General features: G+C 66.1%; 11 protein-coding genes and 1 pseudogene. 7 read left to right on the top strand and 5 right to left on the bottom strand.

What is annotated here, in order from left to right:
- Positions 1 to 25 precede the first annotated feature (25 nt).
- The 5 genes from F8S13_14105 to F8S13_14125 form a co-directional block, all read right to left on the bottom strand.
- Positions 26 to 1,234, bottom strand: coding sequence for a class I SAM-dependent methyltransferase (locus F8S13_14105; protein KAB8142684.1), 1,209 nt, complete (start codon positions 1,232 to 1,234; stop codon positions 26 to 28).
- Between the two features lie 152 nt (positions 1,235 to 1,386).
- Positions 1,387 to 3,702 (bottom strand): hypothetical protein, encoded by a 2,316-nt coding sequence (locus F8S13_14110; GenBank protein KAB8142685.1) that lies wholly within the window; start codon positions 3,700 to 3,702, stop codon positions 1,387 to 1,389.
- A gap of 213 nt (positions 3,703 to 3,915) precedes the next feature.
- Positions 3,916 to 5,718, bottom strand: coding sequence for a hypothetical protein (locus tag F8S13_14115; GenBank protein KAB8142686.1), 1,803 nt, complete (start codon positions 5,716 to 5,718; stop codon positions 3,916 to 3,918).
- A gap of 425 nt (positions 5,719 to 6,143) precedes the next feature.
- Positions 6,144 to 7,646 carry a hypothetical protein gene (locus tag F8S13_14120; GenBank protein KAB8142687.1) on the bottom strand — a complete coding sequence of 501 codons (1,503 nt, stop codon included), beginning with the start codon at positions 7,644 to 7,646 and terminating at the stop codon, positions 6,144 to 6,146.
- 74 nt (positions 7,647 to 7,720) lie between these two features.
- Complete coding sequence (locus F8S13_14125) at positions 7,721 to 9,319, bottom strand: hypothetical protein (protein ID KAB8142688.1); 1,599 nt, start codon at positions 9,317 to 9,319, stop codon at positions 7,721 to 7,723.
- A 185-nt stretch (positions 9,320 to 9,504) separates the two neighbouring features.
- Here F8S13_14125 and F8S13_14130 point away from each other — a divergent pair, with 185 nt between their 5' ends.
- From F8S13_14130 to scpB, 7 genes and pseudogenes are all read left to right on the top strand, one after another.
- Positions 9,505 to 10,056 carry a DUF488 domain-containing protein gene (locus F8S13_14130; protein KAB8142689.1) on the top strand — a complete coding sequence of 184 codons (552 nt, stop codon included), beginning with the start codon at positions 9,505 to 9,507 and terminating at the stop codon, positions 10,054 to 10,056.
- Between the two features lie 37 nt (positions 10,057 to 10,093).
- Positions 10,094 to 10,648, top strand: coding sequence for a hypothetical protein (locus F8S13_14135; protein KAB8142690.1), 555 nt, complete (start codon positions 10,094 to 10,096; stop codon positions 10,646 to 10,648).
- A 490-nt stretch (positions 10,649 to 11,138) separates the two neighbouring features.
- Positions 11,139 to 13,109, top strand: a pseudogene (locus tag F8S13_14140) (RecQ family ATP-dependent DNA helicase).
- A 684-nt stretch (positions 13,110 to 13,793) separates the two neighbouring features.
- Positions 13,794 to 15,647, top strand: coding sequence for a peptidoglycan DD-metalloendopeptidase family protein (locus F8S13_14145; GenBank protein ID KAB8142691.1), 1,854 nt, complete (start codon positions 13,794 to 13,796; stop codon positions 15,645 to 15,647).
- A 76-nt stretch (positions 15,648 to 15,723) separates the two neighbouring features.
- A complete protein-coding gene (locus F8S13_14150) occupies positions 15,724 to 17,691 on the top strand; it encodes a GAF domain-containing protein (protein KAB8142692.1) in 1,968 nt (655 codons plus the stop codon).
- A 54-nt stretch (positions 17,692 to 17,745) separates the two neighbouring features.
- Positions 17,746 to 18,840, top strand: coding sequence for an aminopeptidase P family protein (locus F8S13_14155; GenBank protein ID KAB8142693.1), 1,095 nt, complete (start codon positions 17,746 to 17,748; stop codon positions 18,838 to 18,840).
- A 35-nt stretch (positions 18,841 to 18,875) separates the two neighbouring features.
- A complete protein-coding gene (scpB, locus tag F8S13_14160; GenBank protein ID KAB8142769.1) occupies positions 18,876 to 19,406 on the top strand; it encodes an SMC-Scp complex subunit ScpB in 531 nt (176 codons plus the stop codon).
- Positions 19,407 to 19,818: the final 412 nt, after the last annotated feature.

A 19,818-nucleotide genomic window follows, 5' to 3' on the forward strand; every position in this document is an offset into this window, starting at 1 on the left:
CCCTTTGGTAGCGCGCGTCACCGCGCTATCGCCCGATCTTGCCCAGGATGCGCATGGCCGCGCCGTTGCGCAGCGCCTCCAGCTGGCGGTTGGCCTCGTCGGCCTGCTTCTGCAGCCAGGCGGCCTTCAGCTCAAGGTCGCGGATGTGATCCTGCAGCTGGTCGGTGCGCTCGTGCTGCAGCTGCAGCAGGTTCTGCAGGTGCAGGATGTGGCTGTGCTGCTTGTTCATCTCCACCTGCTGGTCGGAGATGATCCGGTCGAGGTTCGACACGTGGTTGCGCTGGCCCTCGATGTAGGTCTGCAGCATGTGGGCGCGCAGATCCTCGCGGCGGTCATCCTGGCCCACCTGCAGCAGCGACATCACGTGCTGGGCCATGCCGTGCCAGAACTGCGGGTCGAGCTGGCCGTCGCGCACCACCGTCGGCTCCAGGGCCGCATCCACCGCGCCATGCCAGCCGCCCTCGTCCTGCTTTACGGCCACCATCAGGCGGCGGTAGCTGGGGTCGCGGCGCTCGGCGTAGGCGTAGGTGCGGTTGTACAGCTCATCCAGCCCAAACTGCAGCTCGGGCTGGCTCTGGGTGAAGCGCATCATGTAGTGCTTGGCCAGCATCATGGGCAGCCAGGCGTGCAGGTCGCCCGAGGGGTAGTCGCGTAGCTCTGCGCCCGCACCGCCGAAGGCCTTTTTCACCAGCGGCAGCTGGGGCAGCCCGTACTCGCGGTGCTCGCGCAGCTGGTCGTGCCAGGCGTGCAGCTCGGCGAAGATGTAGGCGTAGAGCACCTTCTCGGCCAGGGCGGTGCGGTAGTCGTCGATCGGGCAGATCAGCATCACACCGTAGCGCGCCACCCGCACCAGCTCGCCGATGAAGCGGTCGCGCAGCTTCGGCGGGATGTGCTCCAGCGTATCGCAGGAGATCACCAGGTCGAACGAGCTGTCGCCAAACGTCATCGCGGTGCCGTCGCCCTGGGTGTAGCCGGGCAGATCGCACTCGGGCAGGTCCAGAACCGTCAGGTCGTGCTGGCCGAGGAACTGCTGCGAGGGCAGCCGCGGCGTGCCGTCGGCCTCCTGGTAGTAGCCGCCCACATCCAGGATGGTCAGCTTCTCTTTGCCCAGGGCCTTGGCGGCGGTGTCCACCGCCTCCTGCACCATGCGGTAGCGGCCATACTGGTCGAAGGGCAGGCGCAGCAGGGCGTCCTCGGATGGGTGGAGGATGGGGTATATCTCGTGTGTTGTCACAGTGTCTCTCCGTTCGCTTGGGACGTGCTATCTTACCAGATACTAGCGCGGCGGGCAACAGCGCAGCGCCTGCCGTAGGTCGGCAGGCGTGCGGCAGGCAGGCGGCGCGCTGCCGCTCTTGGCGCTGCCTGCGCCGCGCTAGCGAGGTGGGCTTATGGCAGCACGCCAGCCTGCAAGCTGTGGCATTTGTCTACGATCTGGGGCGACACAAAGGTCTCGCTATCGATCTGCAGATAGTGCGCTTTGAGGAACTCGTAGAGCGGGCCGAGGTATTGGTCGTTGGGGTAGCCCCAGACCGAGCCGCTCATGGAGAGGTAGACCACCGCCGGGCTGGTGCGCAGCGCAGCTTCCACCTCATCCGCCGCGATGTCGGCGACCCAAGGGTAGAGGAAGGTATAGCGCGCCGCCGGGGCCATGCCCGAGTACACGTGCAGCAGCGGCTCGCCGGGGTAGTAGAGCAGCGTCGCCTCCTGCCCACATGTCAGGCCACGCAGCCTGCTGGCCTCATCCTCCAGCATCCCAAAGCTATGCTCATAGAATGCGGTCTGGTAGTTGGTGATGGCGAAGAGGCTTGAGCGGATGAGCAGGATCGCTAGCAGCGGGGCGATCACGGCGTAGCCCAGATACCGCATTGCGCTGCTAGCCCGGCCCGCCCCCACCCCACGCTCCCACTCGCGCAACAGCGCCCCAAAGCCCAGGAAGCAGGCCACGATGACGAGCGCGGCCACATACAGGCCCTCTAGGCTGCGGATCATCAGCGCCGCGCCGTAGATATAGCAGAATAGGGCCGCCTTCCACCTGCCGCGCGCCAGCATTTGGCCCGTGGCGACGAGGATGGCGGCGCGGTAGAAAAAACCGCTGTCGATGCGCTGATCGAACATAGTGGTGTACTCGGCGACAGGAGCGAGCAGATTCAGGTTGAACCAGCGCCCATCGAAGATGCCCAGCCCCGAGGCGAGCAGCCCGCCCAGGGTTGGCAGCTTGATCGCATCGGTGTTGGTGTACCTGCTGTAGACGTGCGAATTAAACCAGATGGCGTCGTGGAAGAAGCTGCCCCAGGTGTTGCTCACCAGCAGGTAGCCCCCATAGCACGCCAACAAGGCCCCGGCCAGCAGCCCGACCAGCCATGCCCCTTTGCGCGTGGGCTGGTGGGCCAGCAGCATGCCGCCGCAGCACAGCACGGGGTAGCATGCGAGCGGATCGGAGAGCAGCGCTATCGCACTGTAGAGCGCTATCAGCGCGCATAACGCTCTAGTCAGCGGGAAAAAGTCTAGGCTGATTCCCAGCGTGATGATGAAGATCGATGGGAGCACGAGCGCGGTAAACGTCTCGTAGATCGCAGTATTGCCATAGTAGAAGTGGCCGATGACCGCCCAGGAGAGCGCTGTCAGTCCCATGAGCATGGGGCGTCCGGTTATGTGCGCCAGCAGGGCGAAATTTGTGAAGAACAGCGCCGCGATCGCCAGCCGCTGCACCAGCAGATCGTCGCCAAACAGCCGGATCAGGAGGGCCGACCAGTAGTAGGGGAAGGGGAAGTGATGCGAGAACACATCGCGGTAGAGCAGCTTCCCGTGGGCCAGCAGGTAGCCCGCCGCGATGGTGTCGCCCTCATCGCCGAAGGACCGCCAGTAGATGAAGCAGATGCCGATCAGCAGCGACACGACCAGCAGCCCGACCCCGGCAGCACCCTCTCGCTGATCGCGCCTGGCTCGCGCGCGCTGCGCCAGCGATCGCGCCAGCCATGTGACCATCGCTATGGCCATGACTAGCACGCTCAGCACAAAGAGGGCCGTCCCATAGCTGCAGCGCTGCCAGCCATCCAGGCGATACCACGCCGCCCCAGCCGCCGCGAGCGCTAGGCCCAGGCCCAGCGCCAGCCCCATGCGCCGCGTCGCGTACCACAGGCTGCCGCAGATCATGCAGGCGGCCAGCATGGCGTGCAGCAGCAGCGCCTTCGGCAGCACGGCGGCGGATACGAGCGCTAGCTCGCCCAGCTGGGTGCCGATCTCCCTCCCGCCTAGGAACTCGTCCCATGGCGAGGAGTAGATCCGGAGCTTGATCTGCTCGCTATCGGATGGCGGCAGGGCGATATAGTAGCGGTGGCGCGTCTCATACACAGGCACCGTGACCATATAATCCGAAAGTGCGATGGTTGCGCTCCGCGGCCCGTGTGTACCACCCGCAAGCTCAAGGTAGGCTGCGGGTGCATCCAGGTTTGGCAGGGTAGCTATGGCAGCACCATCGGTCCAGCGGAAGGCGCGCCCAGCGGCGTCCTGCTCGGGCAGATGCACCCCTTCAATGCCGACCGGGCGCACCGTGCCCATGGTGCTCCAGAGCCGAGAGAAGGGGCCTTGGTGAAGCTGAACGAGCGCGGCCAGTGTGAGCAGCACGCCTAGGACCAGCAGCGGCGGTATCGCTCTGGCAGCTCGCTGGTCGAACGATGAGCGTCTGAGAGATGAAAGAAACATAGATGCAGCAAACCCTTGCTTAACAGGATCTGCACCTATGTTAGAAATGGCCTGCGCTTTAAAGAACCATAACCGCCTGCCCGTTGCCTGATGTTTTCGTCAGGCAACGGGAGCGAACGTGGTTGTACCCATCGTCGGCAGGTAGATGCGCCGGTGGCGCGGCAGGTGCACGGTCGCTTGTTTGCTACCCCGCCCCTTGCCTCTATAGCCTTGCTATATTCCGACGCAGCTCAGGCTATGGACGACCACCCCCTGAGCCTGCACATCGAAGATGCTCGCTGGCGGCTGGTTGAGCGTGATGGTGGTGAACGTCGACTCGGACTCGGGGCCAGTCGTGGGGCTAAAGAGCTCCCAGAACGCCTTGGGCTGGCCGAGGTAGAGATAGGTGTGAAAGGGCCTCGTGCGCTCTATCGCCACCAGATTCCCCTGCACCACCTTGGCATCCCCATCGTACACGGTTGCCACCAGCTCGCGCGGCTTGCCGATCGCAGCGGTGATCGGGTAGTGCATCTCTAGCTCAAGGTCGAGCACGCGGCAGGTGGCTGGCGCGGCGAGTGTGAAGGTCTGCCCCTGCGGCGTCATCTGGGTCTGGAAGGTAATCGGGCGCGCTCCCAGGGCCTTCGGCTGCGTGCGCGGGTGCAGCACAATATACCCGCTGCGGTAGATCTCGGGCGTTTTTAGCTCGAAATGCTCTAGGATGTACCGGAAGATCCGCGGCACCCGCGAGATATTCTGCACGCCGTCGACCCCACCCACACTTCGCCCGTCCATTCCATAGATGATCTCGACCGATTCCTGCTGGCGCTGGATCACATCGACATAATGGTCTTGCAGCAGCTCGGTATGCGCCGAGTAGGTCTGGAGGATCGGCGCGAGCGAGCGGCGCCCGCTGGCCATAGCTATCACATTATCGTAGGGGAAGCTGACGACCTGCGTGCCAGGGCCAAGCGCCTGCTGAAGCGGCTCTGGCGCGATCCACTCGGGCTGCACCGCAGGCTCGTGGACCTCGCGCCATTTGGTGCGCAGGCTCAGATCGCCATTCAGGATCTGGCCGATCTGCTGCACTGTGCTCACCTGCACATTTGGCCAGTAGAGCAGCACCACGGCCAGCATTGCCAGGCCCATGTAGCGCAGCGGCGAGCGCCAGCTGCTCAGGCAGATAAGCACAAGGAAAAAGAAGATCAGCGGCGAGCACGCCATGATGATATGTCCGGTGTCGCTGCGCACCAGCGTGCTCTTCAGGTTCAGCGCGGCGGCGACCCCAAGCCCAAGGATGAGGTGGGCGTGAGCGCGTGGGGCGCGCCACAGCATCCACATGGCGGCCAGTGCGCAGAACACGATCAGCACCAGCAGCATGAGCGAGGCTTTTTCGCCCAGTGACCAGGGGGTAGACATCGTATAGTTGTAGCCGGTCATGATCGCCCCGGTGTAGCGCACATAGTCGAATGCCCGGTAGGCTGGCGAGCTGATCTGGAACACAACCTCTAGGATGCCATTCAGGGTTAGAAAGCTGCCGAGGCACATGGCTAGGCTGCTGGCATACACCTGCCAATGGTGCAGGTGCTGCAAGATGCGGGCGCGCGGCAGCGCCGCCAGCACACTGAGCACCCCTAGCAACCCGCAGGCGGCCACGATCGTGTAGACCCCGATCTCGCTGGTCATCAGCTGGGCGATAAAGCAGCTGATACCGGCCAGCGCGCTCTGCCAGCGCCGCCGCGATGGGGGCGCATCTAGCGCCCGGATCAGCAGCGCCATGCTGAACAGCACCATAGCCTGGCGCATGTTCAGCACCCCATCCAGCAAGAAGCCCACGCAGAAGATCAGCGCCGCCCAGTGCCAGCGGATCTGCGACACGAGCATGATCGCGAGGCTGAACAGGAATACGCCGGTGATCTCGAACATGAGATAGCCGGTGCTAAAGCCGTTGATTACCGAGGAGTTCCCGCGCAGCAGCACGCCGAGCGACATGATCAGCTGCGAGAGCGGCCCATAGGTGAAATAGGTGTCGCGCCCCATGATATTGCCCTGCCGCAGCTGATTCTCAAGCTCCAGAAACCAGCTGGGGTCAAGCCCAAGATCTTGCGGTGTCAGCCTGGTGCGTATGCGTAGAAACAGCAGAAGGATTGCTACTGCGCTTAATAGGGCGAGGATGGCGAGCTTGGCGATAGCGTTATTCAAGAGAATATGGCTGATTTTGGCGCGGGCGTTGGTAACAAGTGCGCTGTCATGAGCTTGAGTGGTTTCCGTATTCAAGATATCACCTTTAGATTCGAGCACGTATGCTTGGTGCCGTAATGCGCCGCGCTATTGTATCGCATGCTGGTTTTGCCCATGCGAGGTTGCACATACGCGACAAAAAGATGATACCGCACCAACAAAAATCCCCGGAGCTGTGTTGGCTCCGGGGATCTGCGGCCTAGTGGGTGGGGGGTGGGGGTGGGCTAGTGCGATACGAGCACGGGGGTTGCGCTATAGCGGCCAACCGAATCGGTCCCATCGTTGGCCACGCCGTAGATGTAGTAGGTGCCTGCCGCTACCCCGCTGGTGTTCCAGGTGCAGGTATTGCCGCTGGGAGTCACAGGTGCGGGCACTTTGCCGATCGCAAGGGGTAGGTAGACCTTGTTATCTCCTGCGGCGGCAACCGTCGTGGTCTTGCAGGTGATGGCATTTGGCTGATTCGACCCAACAGGGCTCGCCACATAGTACCACTGGACCTGCGGCGTTGAGCCATCGGCGTCGCTCAGGGTATAGCGGATGTCATAGGAGGCGTTTGCCGTGCTATCGCCGGTGAGCATGATATAGTCGATGCCAAATGGCCGCGCCGATGAGAACTCATGGGGGTCAAAGCGGAACACCACAGGGTTACTTTGCGACCAAGCGATATTGCTGCCGTTGGTGCTTTCCGTCTTCAGTGCCCTCAGGTCGAATGAGACAGTGTGGTAGCCCTCGTAGACAACGATATCGGTGGATGTGGTGCTGTGCTCGGGGATATCGCTCCACCATATAAAGCGGGCAACCGAGCCATTGACGGTGTCGATATTGCCGGAGACCGAAAATCGGTATGTTAGGTACTTATATTTGCTTGGGTTGATTGGGCCAGCGAGGTGCAGATGCATGTGCGGGTCACCGGATGTGTTTGTCCCACTCAGCACGCCATTGTTGAATGATACGTTGGTGATATTGTCAAAGAAGCTAACATCAGCGCTGTCGTTCATGTCCCAAGGGTTGCCCAGCTCGGTTGCCGCATAGTCGGGGCCGCTGATATAGCTGGGCGCGGTGATGTTGAAGACCGGGATGTTGTTGTCGGGAGCGCTCGGGGCCTGGGTGGAGAGCCGGATATAGTCGATCTCGAAGGCCACCCCAGCGGAGGCATGCGGATCAAAGTACAGCCCCTGGACCGACCCCGTCCATTTACTGCTGGCTCCCAGGTCAAAGGTGATCACGCTTGTGCCCGCATTGAAGGTCTTGAAGCCTTGCCCCGAGGTCTCTACCCAGCCGTTGAACTCGGCGTTGGTTCCGATCTGCCAGTAGACATTCGCGTACGAGGTCGCGCTGACATTCATCTTGATAGTTAGGTAGCGGTATTTGCTGGTGTCAATCGGTCGGTAGCCGCCCTCTGGCCGCACGGGGTTGACATTGTTATGCGAGGGCACCAACAGCGTCACGCGGGCATCGCCGCCGGTTGTCCCCTTCAGTTTGCCATTTTCGAAGCGCAGGTTGCTGATCTGCCCGTTGTCGCGGGTGTACTCGTAGGCGATGTCAAGCGTGCTGTCCATGTCCCATGGGTTGCCTAGCTCGGTGGCGGCGTAGTCCTGGCCCTGGTTGGCCGAGATCGTGGCCGATGGTGTTTCCTGCTGGGCTTGGGCTGCTGCCTGGGGAAGCACAAGTACCATGGCCGCGAGCGCTGCAATGGCGAGATTGCGGTGGCTAGTTGGCAGTCTCACAGTTCATCCTTTCATGATATATGCTAGTTGGGCAGGGGCCATACTGTCTATGGCCCCTGTGTATGGCTACACTATTACTTCTTGCCGGTCAGCTCGCGCCCAAGCAGGCCAAGCAGCACGGCGTAGGGGGTGCCCTCGTTCTCGGGGTGGTACTCGAAGCGGGCGCGCTCGAAGTGCTGGGTCAGGTAGGTCTGCCCATCGGTGGGGCTCTGCTCCATCACCGCCTCGGAGAGCGGCATGCCGAACAGGGCCAGGCTCTCGTTGAAGCTTTTGCCGCCGCGCCCGTCGAACTCCAGCCCGTGGCTAGACCAGTAGGCCCAGAACTGCGGCGCGATGGCGTGGCCGGTGTCGGCGAAGTAGTGCGCGGCGCTCGGGTCGGCCTTGCCGAATTGCGTCCAGTCGCGGCCCTCGGCCCCAAGTTTGGCCGCGCCCAGCCGCCCCAGCAGCACATCGTAGGGGCGGGCGTTCTCGGGGTGCAGCTCCAGCCGGTTGCGCTCGAACCACTGCACCTGGGTGGCCTTGCCCTCAACGCTCTCCTCGTACTGGCCGGTGATCGGGTAGCCGAACACGGGCAGGCCGCCGTTCTGCTGCCAGTACTCTAGGATGCGCCCGCAGACGTTGAAGCCAGTCTCAGGGAAGCTGCGGCAGTTTTGGTTGGCGGGCTGCTGGGGCGCGGCGGTGGGCGCGGGGGCCTGGCCCACCTGGGAGCGGAACTTATCGCTCAGCTCTTTGGTGAGCCGTAGGTAGAGGTCGCCGTACTGCTCGGATGGCTCGATGTGCGATCCCTCGAAGAACTCGTTGAAGCTGGTCAGCACCACGGCGGCGGCGTTTTTGTCGATGGCGGTCTGCCAGGTGCCGCGGTAGTAGCTGCCGTTCTCACGGTCGCGCTGGTGGCCGTTACGCACCTTGATGTCGTTGTAGCCCGGCATCACAGTGGCGATGAACGGGCGGCTCTGGCCGTGGCTGCTGTTGTAGCTGGCCAGCCTGCCGCCGTACGAGTTCATGGCCGCGCCCGGCGAGCGCTCCCAGGTGATGTCGAAGTAGTAGACGGCGTCGAACGCATCGAGGTAGCTGAAGTTGTCGCTGCCGCCAAACCAGTACTGGCCGCGCCCGCTGTCGGCGCGGTCGCGCAGGGTCTTCCAGGTATCTGGCCCGCCCAGCGAGTTGAGCCCGAAGAAGAACAGCGCTGGCTTGCCCTGGAAGCTGAAGTAGCTCGGGCGGCTCATGAAGTCGCGCTGGACCACGCCGATGGCGCTGGTGAGCGCATCCACCGAGTTGAGCGAGGCCCACGCCGCCTGTTCGGGCATGATGATGACCTTGATGTCGCGCCCGCTCTCCTCGATCAGGTCCATCAGGCGGCGGCAGCGTTTGTTGATACGGTCTTCATCTGGCCCGAACCACGCGCAGATCAGCGCGTCGATCCCGGCGTCATCGGCCTGCTGGATGTGGCGGCGGATGGTCGCGTCGTCGCCGCCGCTGTACTTGGGCGCGGCCACGTCGCTCATGCGGTCGTAGCTCCAGTCGCTTGGCTCATACCATGGGTAGTAGAAGGCCATCACCGGCCGATCGGATGCGGCCTGGGCCTGGGGCACCTGCGCGGGCGCGGCGGCCCCGATCAGAAGTATCAGGGCGCTGATCGACATCAGCCAGCGGCGTAGCGTTGCTGCTTGCATATGGGTCAGTCCTTTAGTTTATTCCAAAACGGGAGTGCGTGGTTTCGGGCAGAAGCGGGCGATCTGCGGTTGTTCATATCATAGGGGATGGTATCAGCCCGATCTGCTTTCAACAATAGCTCTGCGGTACCACCATATGCTAGGTGTTGAGCGGCGTGGTAGGTGGACGGGCCGGATGGAGGGGGATGCGGGGAGAAACATGCTATACTCTTCGGCACCGTCGGTATTGTACACGAAAAAGTACGGATGTGCGGATCGATCTTTTTTCAATTGGCCACTCAAATGGCGATCTGGGGCAGCTTGTGGCCCTGCTCGATATGCACCAGATCGCGACGGTATGCGACGTGCGCAGCGTGCCCTATAGCAAGTACACCCCGCAGTTCAACCGCGAGGCGCTGGCCGAGGCGCTGCCCGCGCTGGGTATCTCGTACCACTGGCTGGGGGCGGCGCTGGGCGGCATGCCGCAGGACGCTGGGCTTCGCCTGCCCGATGGCAGCGCCGACTACGAGAAGATCCTGGCGTTGCCTGGGTTTGATCGTGCGCTGGGGCAGCTGATGGCCTTCGGTCGGCGCGCGCCGACCGCGTTCATGTGTGGCGAGGCCGACTACCGCGGCTGCCACCGCCACAAGCTGCTGACGCCCGCGCTTATCCGCCAGGGCTGCGCGGTCGCGCATATCATGGCCGATGGCCGCCTGGAGCCTGGCCAGATCATGCCGCAGCAGATGAGCATGTTCTGATCACTGCTGGGCTTTTTGAACCACTGGTGAGGCTTCGATGAGGTTTTCGCTCTATCGTCTGTGCTGCCTGCTGGCGCTGTGTGCGCTGCTGGGATCGTGCGCCGCCGCGCCCGAGGAGAATACCCACACCTTCGGCGGCGGCGTGAACCCTGAGGGGGTGACGGAGAATTTTTTTGAGGATTTTGACAAGACTCTGAAAGATCCCGATATCCAGAATAAAGAGGTTCGCTCGCGCTGGGTGGCCATCCTATCTGACTACTTCGCGCCAGCAGAGCGTGAGGATCAGCGGATCGCGCTTTCCACCATGCTGGCCACCTATGCCCGCCAGATGCAGGAGGAGGTCGGGCCAGGCGAGGAGTTCAAGATCGAGATCCGCTATGGCGCGTTTCGCCAACTGTCGAACACCGGCGACTACGCGCTGGTGCAGGTGGAGAAGGGCAGCATCTACTGGCAGGTGCTGCGCAACGGCTACCTGATCGATGAGCAGGAGACCCCGCTCAGCAGGATTATCGGGCGGGATGATAATACGGTCCCCACCATCCGCGTGGGCGACAACTGGTTTCTGACCGAGAACTACGAGCCGCCATCGTAACGCGGCGCACGCATGTTCGGTATAACGCCCAGATACGAGCGTGAGCCGAGGGACGAGTATGACATCATCGCCTGACCCCCTGACCGCCATCCCCAATCATGTCCTAGCGCAGATCACCGGCGCGCGGCGCAAGGCCCTGATCGAGCATCTGGTGCGCTGGGATGCGCCCCAGGCCGCGCTGGCTGCGGTGGACTACTGGCGCACCACCCAGCCCGATCTGGCCACGCTGCGCGAGCTGCGGGCCGCGCTGCTGACCCAGCTGGGCCGTGCGGCGGATGCGCTGCCGCTGCTGGAAGCGCTGGACGCCGAGCGCGGCCCCACCCAGAGCCGCCGCGCCGCCCGTGTGCGCGCGCTGGCCGCGCTGGGCGAGTACGCCCAGGCCCACGCGCTGCTGCCCGAGGGCGCAGATGACCCGCAGGTCTGGCGGCAGCGCGCCGAGCTGCACTGGGCCGAGGGCCGCTTCGCCGAGGCCGAGGCGGCCCTGGGCCGCATGGCCGCGCTGCTGCCCGAGGGCGTGCTGCCCACCCGCTCGCTGGCCGAGCTGGCCCTGGCGCGCGGCGATGCCGCCGAGGCGCGGCGGCTGCTGGCCGCCCGCGTGGCTCGCCTGGCCGATGAGCCGCCCGCCGTGCGCGACCTGCAGCTGCTGCGGCAGGCCGCCCATGCGCTGGGCGATGCCCATGCTACCGCCGAGCTGGACGCCCAGCTGGCGCGGCGGCGCGAGGCCGAGGAGCGCAAGCTGCGCGCCGAGCTGGGCCTGGATGCGCCGCCCGCCGAGCAGCCAGCGCCCCAGGTGGAGCTGCTGGCCCACCACGCCGAGGCCAGCGTGGACGAGGCCGCGCTGGCCTCGCTGCGCGAGCACTTTGGCTTCGGTTCGCTGCGCCCCGGCCAGTCCACGGTTATCCGGCGGGTGCTGGCGGGCGAGCACGTGCTGGGCATCCTGCCCACCGGCGCGGGCAAGTCGCTCACCTACCAGCTGCCCGCGCTGATGATGGACGGCGCGACCCTGGTGATCTCGCCGCTGATCGCGCTGATGAAGGACCAGATCGACAATCTGCCGCCCGCCCTGGCCGAGCACGCCACCACGATCAACAGCTCGCTTGAGGGCGGCGAGGTGGCCGCGCGGCTGCGCGGCATCGCCGAGGGCCGCTACAAGCTGATCTTTGTCGCGCCCGAGCGGCTGCGCCAGCAGACCTTTGTCGAGGCGCTGCGCCGCGTGGGGCTGGCCCGTGTGGTGGTGGATGAGGCCCACTGCGTGTCGCTGTGGGGCATGAGCTTCCGGCCAGACTACCTGTTTATCCGCCGCGCGCTGGTGGCGCTGGGCGGCCCGCCGGTGCTGGCCCTGACGGCCACGGCCACCCCCGAGACCGAGGACGAGATCAAGGGCCAGCTAGGCGACCTGGCCACCGTGCGCACCTCGGTGTTTCGCCCGAACCTGCGCTTCGAGGTGGTGCAGGTGGCCAACAAGAGCGAGAAGCTGGCGGCTACGCTCGACCTGTGCCGCGCCATCGCGGGGCCGGTGGTGGTGTACGTGCGCTCGCGCGAGGGCTGCGAGGAGGTGGCACACTACCTGCGGCAGAAGGGCGAGTCGGCGGCACACTACCACGCGCAGATCGCCGACCGCTCCGCCGTGCAGGATCAGTTCATGAGCGGCGAGGTGCGCATCCTGGTGGCCACGGTGGCCTTCGGCATGGGCGTGGACAAGGCCGACGTGCGGGCGATTATCCACTACAACCTGCCGCAGAGCATCGAGGCCTACTACCAAGAGGCTGGCCGCGCCGGTCGCGATGGCCAGCCCGCGCGCTGCGTGCTGCTCTACGCCCCCACCGACAAGGGCCAGCTGACCGGCTGGCTGCGCGAGGATGCGCTGACCAAGGAGTACCTGCGCGAGATCTACCGCTGGCTGCGCCGCGCGGTCGGCGGGCTGTGGGGCGTGGTCTCGCTCGATGAGCTGCGCCGCGACCTGCGCGAGCAAGACGAGACGCGCATGCGCGTGGCCCTGGGTATGCTGGAGCGCGTGGGCCTGCTGGTGCGCCACTTCGACCTGCCGCGCTCGGTCACGATCACGCTGCGCGATCAGCTGCTGGATGATGCCCAGCTGCGCGATTTTGCCGATGTGGCTGGATTGGACTATCTCGCCCAGACGGGCGTGGACCTGATCGGCTGCGCCGAGGCCATGGGACTGGCCCCCGACGCGCTGGAGCGCATGGTGATCGGCTGGCACAGCCAGGGGCTGCTGCGCTACGCCGCATCCGCCCGCGATGTGCTGCTGGAGATGCGCCGCGCTGGGCCGGATGTGGGCGCGGATCTGGATGCGCTGCTCCAGGAGTACGCGGCCCGACAGAACGAGCGGATCGAGGCGATCGCCAGCTACGCCCGCTCGGCGCGCTGCCGCCATCGGCTGCTGGCCGAGCACTTCGGCGAGCAGCTCGATGCCTGTGGCTCCTCGTGCGACATGTGCGCGCCCGATGGTGCGGCCCGCCCGGCCTCGGCAGCGCCGCGCCGCGCCCCAGCGCTGTCGCTGGCCCCGGCGACCATGGCCCAGGCGCTGCTTGCGGCGGTGGCCGAGCTGCCCGGCCAGCTGGGCGAGAAGGAGCTGGTGTGCGTGGCGCTGGGCGTGCCGGGCTACCCGCCCTGCGCGGCCTACGGCCAGCTGGCCGGGGCCGACTTCGCCGCCGTGCGCGGGGCGGTGGCGGCGCTGCTGGCATCGGGGCGGCTGGCCTACCGCAGCCGCACCCTAGTGGTGGCCGATGGCCCGCCCCGGCCCGCCGGGCCAGATTTTGCCCAAAATACGATCATCCGCTGTCTGAGCCATATGCCCTTCGCGGTGGGGAAATCGGGCCTGGCCAAGGTGCTGAAGGGCGCGGCGGGCAGCCCGATCGGCCCCGAGCGCTGCGCCGAGTATGCGGCGCTGGGCCACATGACCGGGGCCGCGATCGAGGCCGAGATCGAGCGCATGATCGGGGCTGGCCTGCTGCTGCGCAGCGAGGGGCCGCGCCCGCTGCTGCGCCTGGCCGATCACGCCGAGCTGGTGGATTGATCCAGCGGCGCTGCCGAGCGGGCTGCTGCGCACCGGCGCGGCGGCCCGCTTTTTTCATGGCGCGGCGTACGGCTGTGCTATACTGGCGGCGCGATACCAAACCTTCTCATGGAACGAACCTTGGACCACTCACCCCGAAAACGCTACCACGCCCGCCGCCGGGCCGTCGAGGCGCGCCGCCGCTCGTTTGCCATCCTGCTCTCTGTGGTCGTCGGCGTGCCCCTGTTGGGCTGGCTGCTCTGGCCTAGGCCCAGCGCCCAGCAGCCGCTGGCCGCCGATCTGCCGCAGGCGGTCGACCAGGCCGGCACGCCCATCGCGGTGGTGCAGGCGGCCCCCATCCACGGCCCCGCGCGCTACTTTCACGACCAGCGGCTCACCTACGAGCCGGGCTTCTACGCGCCGCAGATCCAGGCCTTTTTGGACAGCCAGCCCGGCACCCTGGCCTCGTTTGAGGCCCCGGTGGGCGGGCGCGATCACACATTTGCCGAGATCGTGCTAGGCCAGAGCCTATACTACAGCGTGAACCCCAAGGTGGTGCTGGCGCTGCTGGAGAGCCAGGGCCAGCTGCTGACCCGGCCCAAGCCCAGCGCCGAGCAGCTGGCCTGGGCCATGGGCTACCGCACCCCCGACACCAAGCCCAACGAGGATAAGCTGCGCGGCCTGCAGGCTCAGATCCGCTACGCCGTGCGCCAGCTGCTCTACGCGCGGCGCGACTACGCCGACCCGCCGTCGCTGACCTTCGCCGACAAGAAGACCGCGCCCGCCGACCCCGGCTGGGAGCTGGGCGAGTACGCGCTGGCCCGCGCGCTGGCTCCCGCCACCACCAGCGCGAAGCTGGCCGAGCGCATGCAGGCCTTCGAGTCGACCTACACCGCTCTGTTCGGCGACCCGCGCCCCGCCCCCGAGGGCTGGCCCGGGCCTGCCGAGCCGTTCCTGGCCTGGCCGCTACAGGGGCCGGAGCGCGTGACCTCGTTTTTCGACCACGATGGCCCCTTCCTGAGCACAAACGGCGGCACCTTCAGCTACTGGGGCGAGAACGAGCCGACGCTCTCCTACGACGGCCACGACGGCTGGGACTACGCCGCCCGCCCGCCCGACCCCGCGCTGGCCGCCGCCGATGGCACCGTGGTGTTCGCGGGCAATGCCGACGACAACTGCGCCACCACGGCGGCAGTGATCGACCACGGCAATGGCTACCGCACGCTCTACTGGCACCTCAGCGAGGTGGATGTGGCTATCGGCCAAGCGGTGAAGGCTGGCCAGCCCATCGGCGTGATCGGCGCGAGCGGCTGCGCGCAGGGGCCGCATCTGCACTTCGGCGTGCAGTACCTGGGCCGCAACACCGACCCCTACGGCTACTGCGGCAAGCTGGCCGACCCATGGTCCATCAATGTTGGCGGAATCCTCAGCACGTGGCTGTGGAAGGATTTCCCCTCGCCGTGCGGCCCTCCGCCCGCTGGCGCGCTGGTGGTGGACACCGACTCGGCGGGCTTCGCCAAGAGCGGGGCCTGGGCGTCGGTGCCGATCGGCTACGGCGGCTCGGCGCTATATGCCCGCTCGCTCGGCCCGCCGCCCACCAGCCCGGCCCTGCCCAGCGCCGCCCCCGAGGCCACGCAGGCCATCACCGCCACGCGCGTGCTCACCGCCACCGCCACGGCGCTGCCCAGCGCCACCGCAAGCTACCGCCCCGAGATCCCCGCCGCCGGGCGCTACCGCGTGCTGGCCTACATCCCCTATGCGCTCAACGGGCTGGATGACGGCGTGGGCGTCACCTACCGCATCCGCTCAAGCGCGGGCGAGGCGCAGGTGGCGGTGGACATGGGCCTTGAGGCCAACGCCTGGGTGGATCTGGGCACCTACGCCTTCGCTCCTGGCGCTGCCGAGGTGGTGCTGGAGAACCGCTCGGCGGCGGGCGGGCAGAGCGTGTGGGCCGATGCCGTGATCTGGCTGCCCCAGCCCTAGCAGAAGCTCAGCAGGGCAGATGGTATAATTCCTTCTATAGCGAACGACGACCGTTCTGAAATGCTGATGGGGCGCTATGTTTAAAGCCCAGACAACGATATTGACCATGCTGATCGAGGAGCTGCGCAACTCCTCGCCCGAGCTTGGCGAGCTGATCGATCAGGTGGTGCAGTCGCACCCTATCGAGTACCGGCGCGCGCGCCTGCGCACGATCGGCGCGTACTGGTATCGGCAGGGTGGCGAGCCAGAGGTGCTGGCCGAGCTCGGATTGGCGCTGGCCGAGCGATCCAGCATCGAGCCAGGCATCGTGCTGGCCGAGCTGCTGATGGCCTACGGCGCGGCCCGCGACGAGCAGCACACCCGCCAGTGGGAAAACGACCTGATGCGGCGCATGGCCGAGCTGCGCGGCCTGCACCGCGTGATCTCGGCGGCCAACTCGACCCTGGACCTCGACACATCGATGCAGACCGTGGTGGAGACGGTGGCCGAGGTGATGGGCGTAGAGATCTGTTCGGTCTACCTGTTCGACAAGAACAGCTACGACCTCACCCTGCGTGCCACCAAGGGCCTCAGCAACGCCGCCATCGGCCACATCCGCGTGTCCATGGGCGAGGGCATCACCGGCTGGGCCGCCAAGGAGGGCCGCCCGGTCTCGGTGGCCGACGTGCGCCGCGAGCTGCGCTTCCAGCAGGAGCCAGCCCTGGGCGACCACGAGTACCGCGCCATGCTGGCCGTGCCCATCGTGCTGTTCTCCGCCGAGCGCTTCCATATCGACTCCGACAAGCTCCAGGGCGTGATCAGCATCCAGACCCACGGCCCCCGCGAGTTCACCGCCGAGGAGATCAACTTTGTCGAGACGGTGGCGGGCGAGCTGGCCTTCTTCATCGTGAACGCCCAGCTCTACCAGCAGACTGGCGACCAGCTGACCCAGAAGCTGCGCGAGCTGACCACGCTCCAGCAGGTCTCCAAGCGCATCGCCGAGCAGCTCAACCTCGAAGAGGTGCTGAAGCTGATCGTGGCCAAGGCCGTGGATCTGGCCCACGTCGATCGCGCCGACATCTTCCGCACCGGCGACCAGGATGGCAAGCTGGAGCTGGCCGCGACCTACGGCGGCAACAAGCGCGACGGCGTGCTGCAGTTCATCGTCCACGCCGTGCGCGAGGGCAGGCCGCTGGCGGTGCTGAATGCCTATAGCGACTCGCGCTTCCCCGACCTGGCCCACGTGGCGGCGGAGGAGGGCTTCTACTCGCTGTTCTGCATGCCGCTGCACACGCGCGGCCACACCATCGGCGCGATCTGCCTCTACACCCGCGAGGCCCGCCACTTCGACTACGAGCAGGTTCGGCTGCTGGCCACCTTCGCCGACGAGGCCGCCATCGCCATCGAGAACGCCCGCCTCTACGATGAGAGCCAGCGCGCCCTGGCCGTGAAGTCGGCCATGCTTCAGGAGATGCACCACCGCGTGCGCAACAACCTGCAGACCATCTCGGCGCTGCTGATGATGCAGCTGCGGCGCATCGGCTCGGACGAGAAGTCGGCGGCGGCGCTGCGCGACAGCATCGCCCGCATCCAGGCCATCGCCGCCGTGCACAACCTGCTGTGCCGCGAGGACGTGGGCATCACCACCGTCGAGGCGGTGGCCTGGCAGATCGTCGAGAGCGCCCAGGCCAGCCTGGTCAGCCCCGAGCGCCCCATCCGCTTCGACGTGCAGGGCAAGGGCGTCTCCATCGGCTCGCGCGACGCCACGGTGCTGGCGATCGTGATCAACGAGCTGATGGGCAACGCGCTCTCGCACGGCCTCTCGGTCGAGGGCGGGCAGGTGATCATCGTTACCGACGAGAGCCTAGCCACCACCACGGTGGAGGTGCGCGACGACGGCCCCTCGCACGCCGAGCCGACCGAGTCGAGCAGCGGCAGCGGCTTTGGGCTTCAGATCATCCGCACCCTGGTGATCGACGACCTGGAGGGCCACTTCGAGCTGCGCGAGGTCGATGGCTGGATGCACGCCATCGTGACCTTCCCGAAGCGCATGTGGCAAGAGTAGGTGTCCCCAAGGGGCGGCCCAGCCGCCCCTGAATCTATACAGAAAGAATCCCCTATGAGCACGCGATTGGAAACGCTCGGCGCGGCGCTTGGCCGCTCTGGGCTGGATGCGGTGGCGGTGGTGGCGGGCGGCAACCTGCGCTACCTGACAGGGCTTGATCTGCACGGCGGCATGCGCGTGATGGTGGCCTTCTTCCCGGCCAAGGGCGAGCCTGCCTTTGTGCTGCCCGCGCTGGAGGCCCCGCGCGCCAAGGCGATCGTGCCCTTCCCGATGCGCTACTACACCTGGACAGATGACGAGGGCCCGGCCCGCGCCCTGGCCGAGTGCGCCCGCGACCTCGGCCTGCCCGGCGCGCGGCTGGGCGTCGAGTACGTGGGCATGCGCGTGTTCGAGCTGCGCGGCATCGAGCAGGCCGCGCCCGGCGTGCAGATCGAGGATGCCACCGCCCTGTTCGCCTCCCTGCGCATGACCAAGTCGGCGGAGGAGCTGACGGCCATGCGCACGGCGGTCGAGATCATCGAGACCTCGCTGCGCACGGCCATCGGCCAGATCCGTGTGGGCATGACCGAGATCGAGCTGGCCGAGATCTGGGAGGCGGCGATGCGCCAACAGGGCAGCGCGCCCTCGTTCGAGACGATCATCGCCAGCGGCCCCAACGCGGCCAACCCCCACCACACCAACAGCCACCGCCAGTTTCAGCAGGGCGACCTGATCATCATGGACGGCGGCGCGCTGTTCGGCGGCTATGCGTCCGACATCACCCGCACCGTGGCCCTGGGCGAGCCAGCCCCCGAGCTGCGCCGGATCTACGATCTGGTGCTGGGTGCCAACACCGCAGGCCGCGAGGCGGTGGCCCCCGGCGCGGCCCCGCAGGATGTCGACCGCGCCGCACGCGGCGTGATCACGGCGGGCGGCTATGGCCCGCAGTTCCTGCACCGCACTGGCCACGGCCTGGGGCTGGAGGTGCACGAGCCGCCCTACATCCTGGAGGGCAACGCCGACCCGCTGCCGGTGGGTGCGACCTTCACGATCGAGCCGGGCATCTATGTTCAGGGCCTGGGCGGCGTGCGGATCGAGGATGATGTGGTGGTGACGGAGGACGGCGGCGAGAGCCTGACCACCTTCGAGCGCGAGCTGATTGTGCTGTAGCGCGTATGGAAGAGCACCAGCCACAGCTGATCGACATGCCCGCCCCGCCCAAGCCCACCGTGGCCCAGCTGGTGGAGGCCCTGCTGTTCGTGTCCGGCGAGCCGCTGACGGTGGCCCAGCTGGCCAAGGCCGTCGAGGCCACACCCGACGCGGTCGAGGCCGCCCTGGCCGAGCTGGCCAGCCAGCCCGGGCGCGGTATCCGCGTCCAGCGCATGGACGACAGGCTCCAGCTGGTCTCGGCCCCCGAGGCCGGGCAGGCCATCGAGCGCCTGCTGGGCGTGCAGACCAGCGCGCGGCTCTCGGCGGCGGCGCTGGAGACGCTGGCGATTATCGCGTACCGCCAGCCGATCACGCGCGCCCAGGTTGACGAGGTGCGCGGTGTGGACAGCAGCGGCGTGGTGCGCGCCCTACTGGCCCGCGACCTGATCGCCGAGTCGGGCCGCCTAGAGACGGTGGGCCGCCCCATCCTCTACGCCGTCACCGAGCTGTTCCTGCGCCAGTTTGGCCTGAGCAGCCTAGGCGACCTGCCGCCGCTCGACATACCCCAGCCCACCCGCGAGGCCTAGCCCCGATCTGCCTTGCCGAGCCGCCTGCGCCGCTGTGCGTGGGCGGCTTTGTTGTCTGGCACGGGCGGCGTTTGGTCGCGCCAGAACATGACCAGAACATTGCAAAAAAATTTATAGTGCGTGCCAATCTGCACGATCTCGCCTATGTGGGATTGTCCACATGCTTACCCTGTTATCCACAGTGCTGTGGATAATTCTTGACAGACATACACCTCAATTTTATAGCATCTGTATGCTGTAAAATTGAGATGTATGTATAGGAAAAAGAAGGTTATCCACATGTTAAGAGGCTCTGGATTGACATATGTCGGGCGAAAATCCCCAGTTTCCCCCATCACTACCCGTATACGAATGCCTAGGAGTATAAGGAATTGTAATAGAGATGCTGGGGTTTTCAGCTTGAAAAGGATAG

Source organism: Chloroflexia bacterium SDU3-3, from assembly GCA_009268125.1.
In the GTDB taxonomy this organism is placed as follows: Bacteria; Chloroflexota; Chloroflexia; order Chloroflexales; family Roseiflexaceae; genus SDU3-3.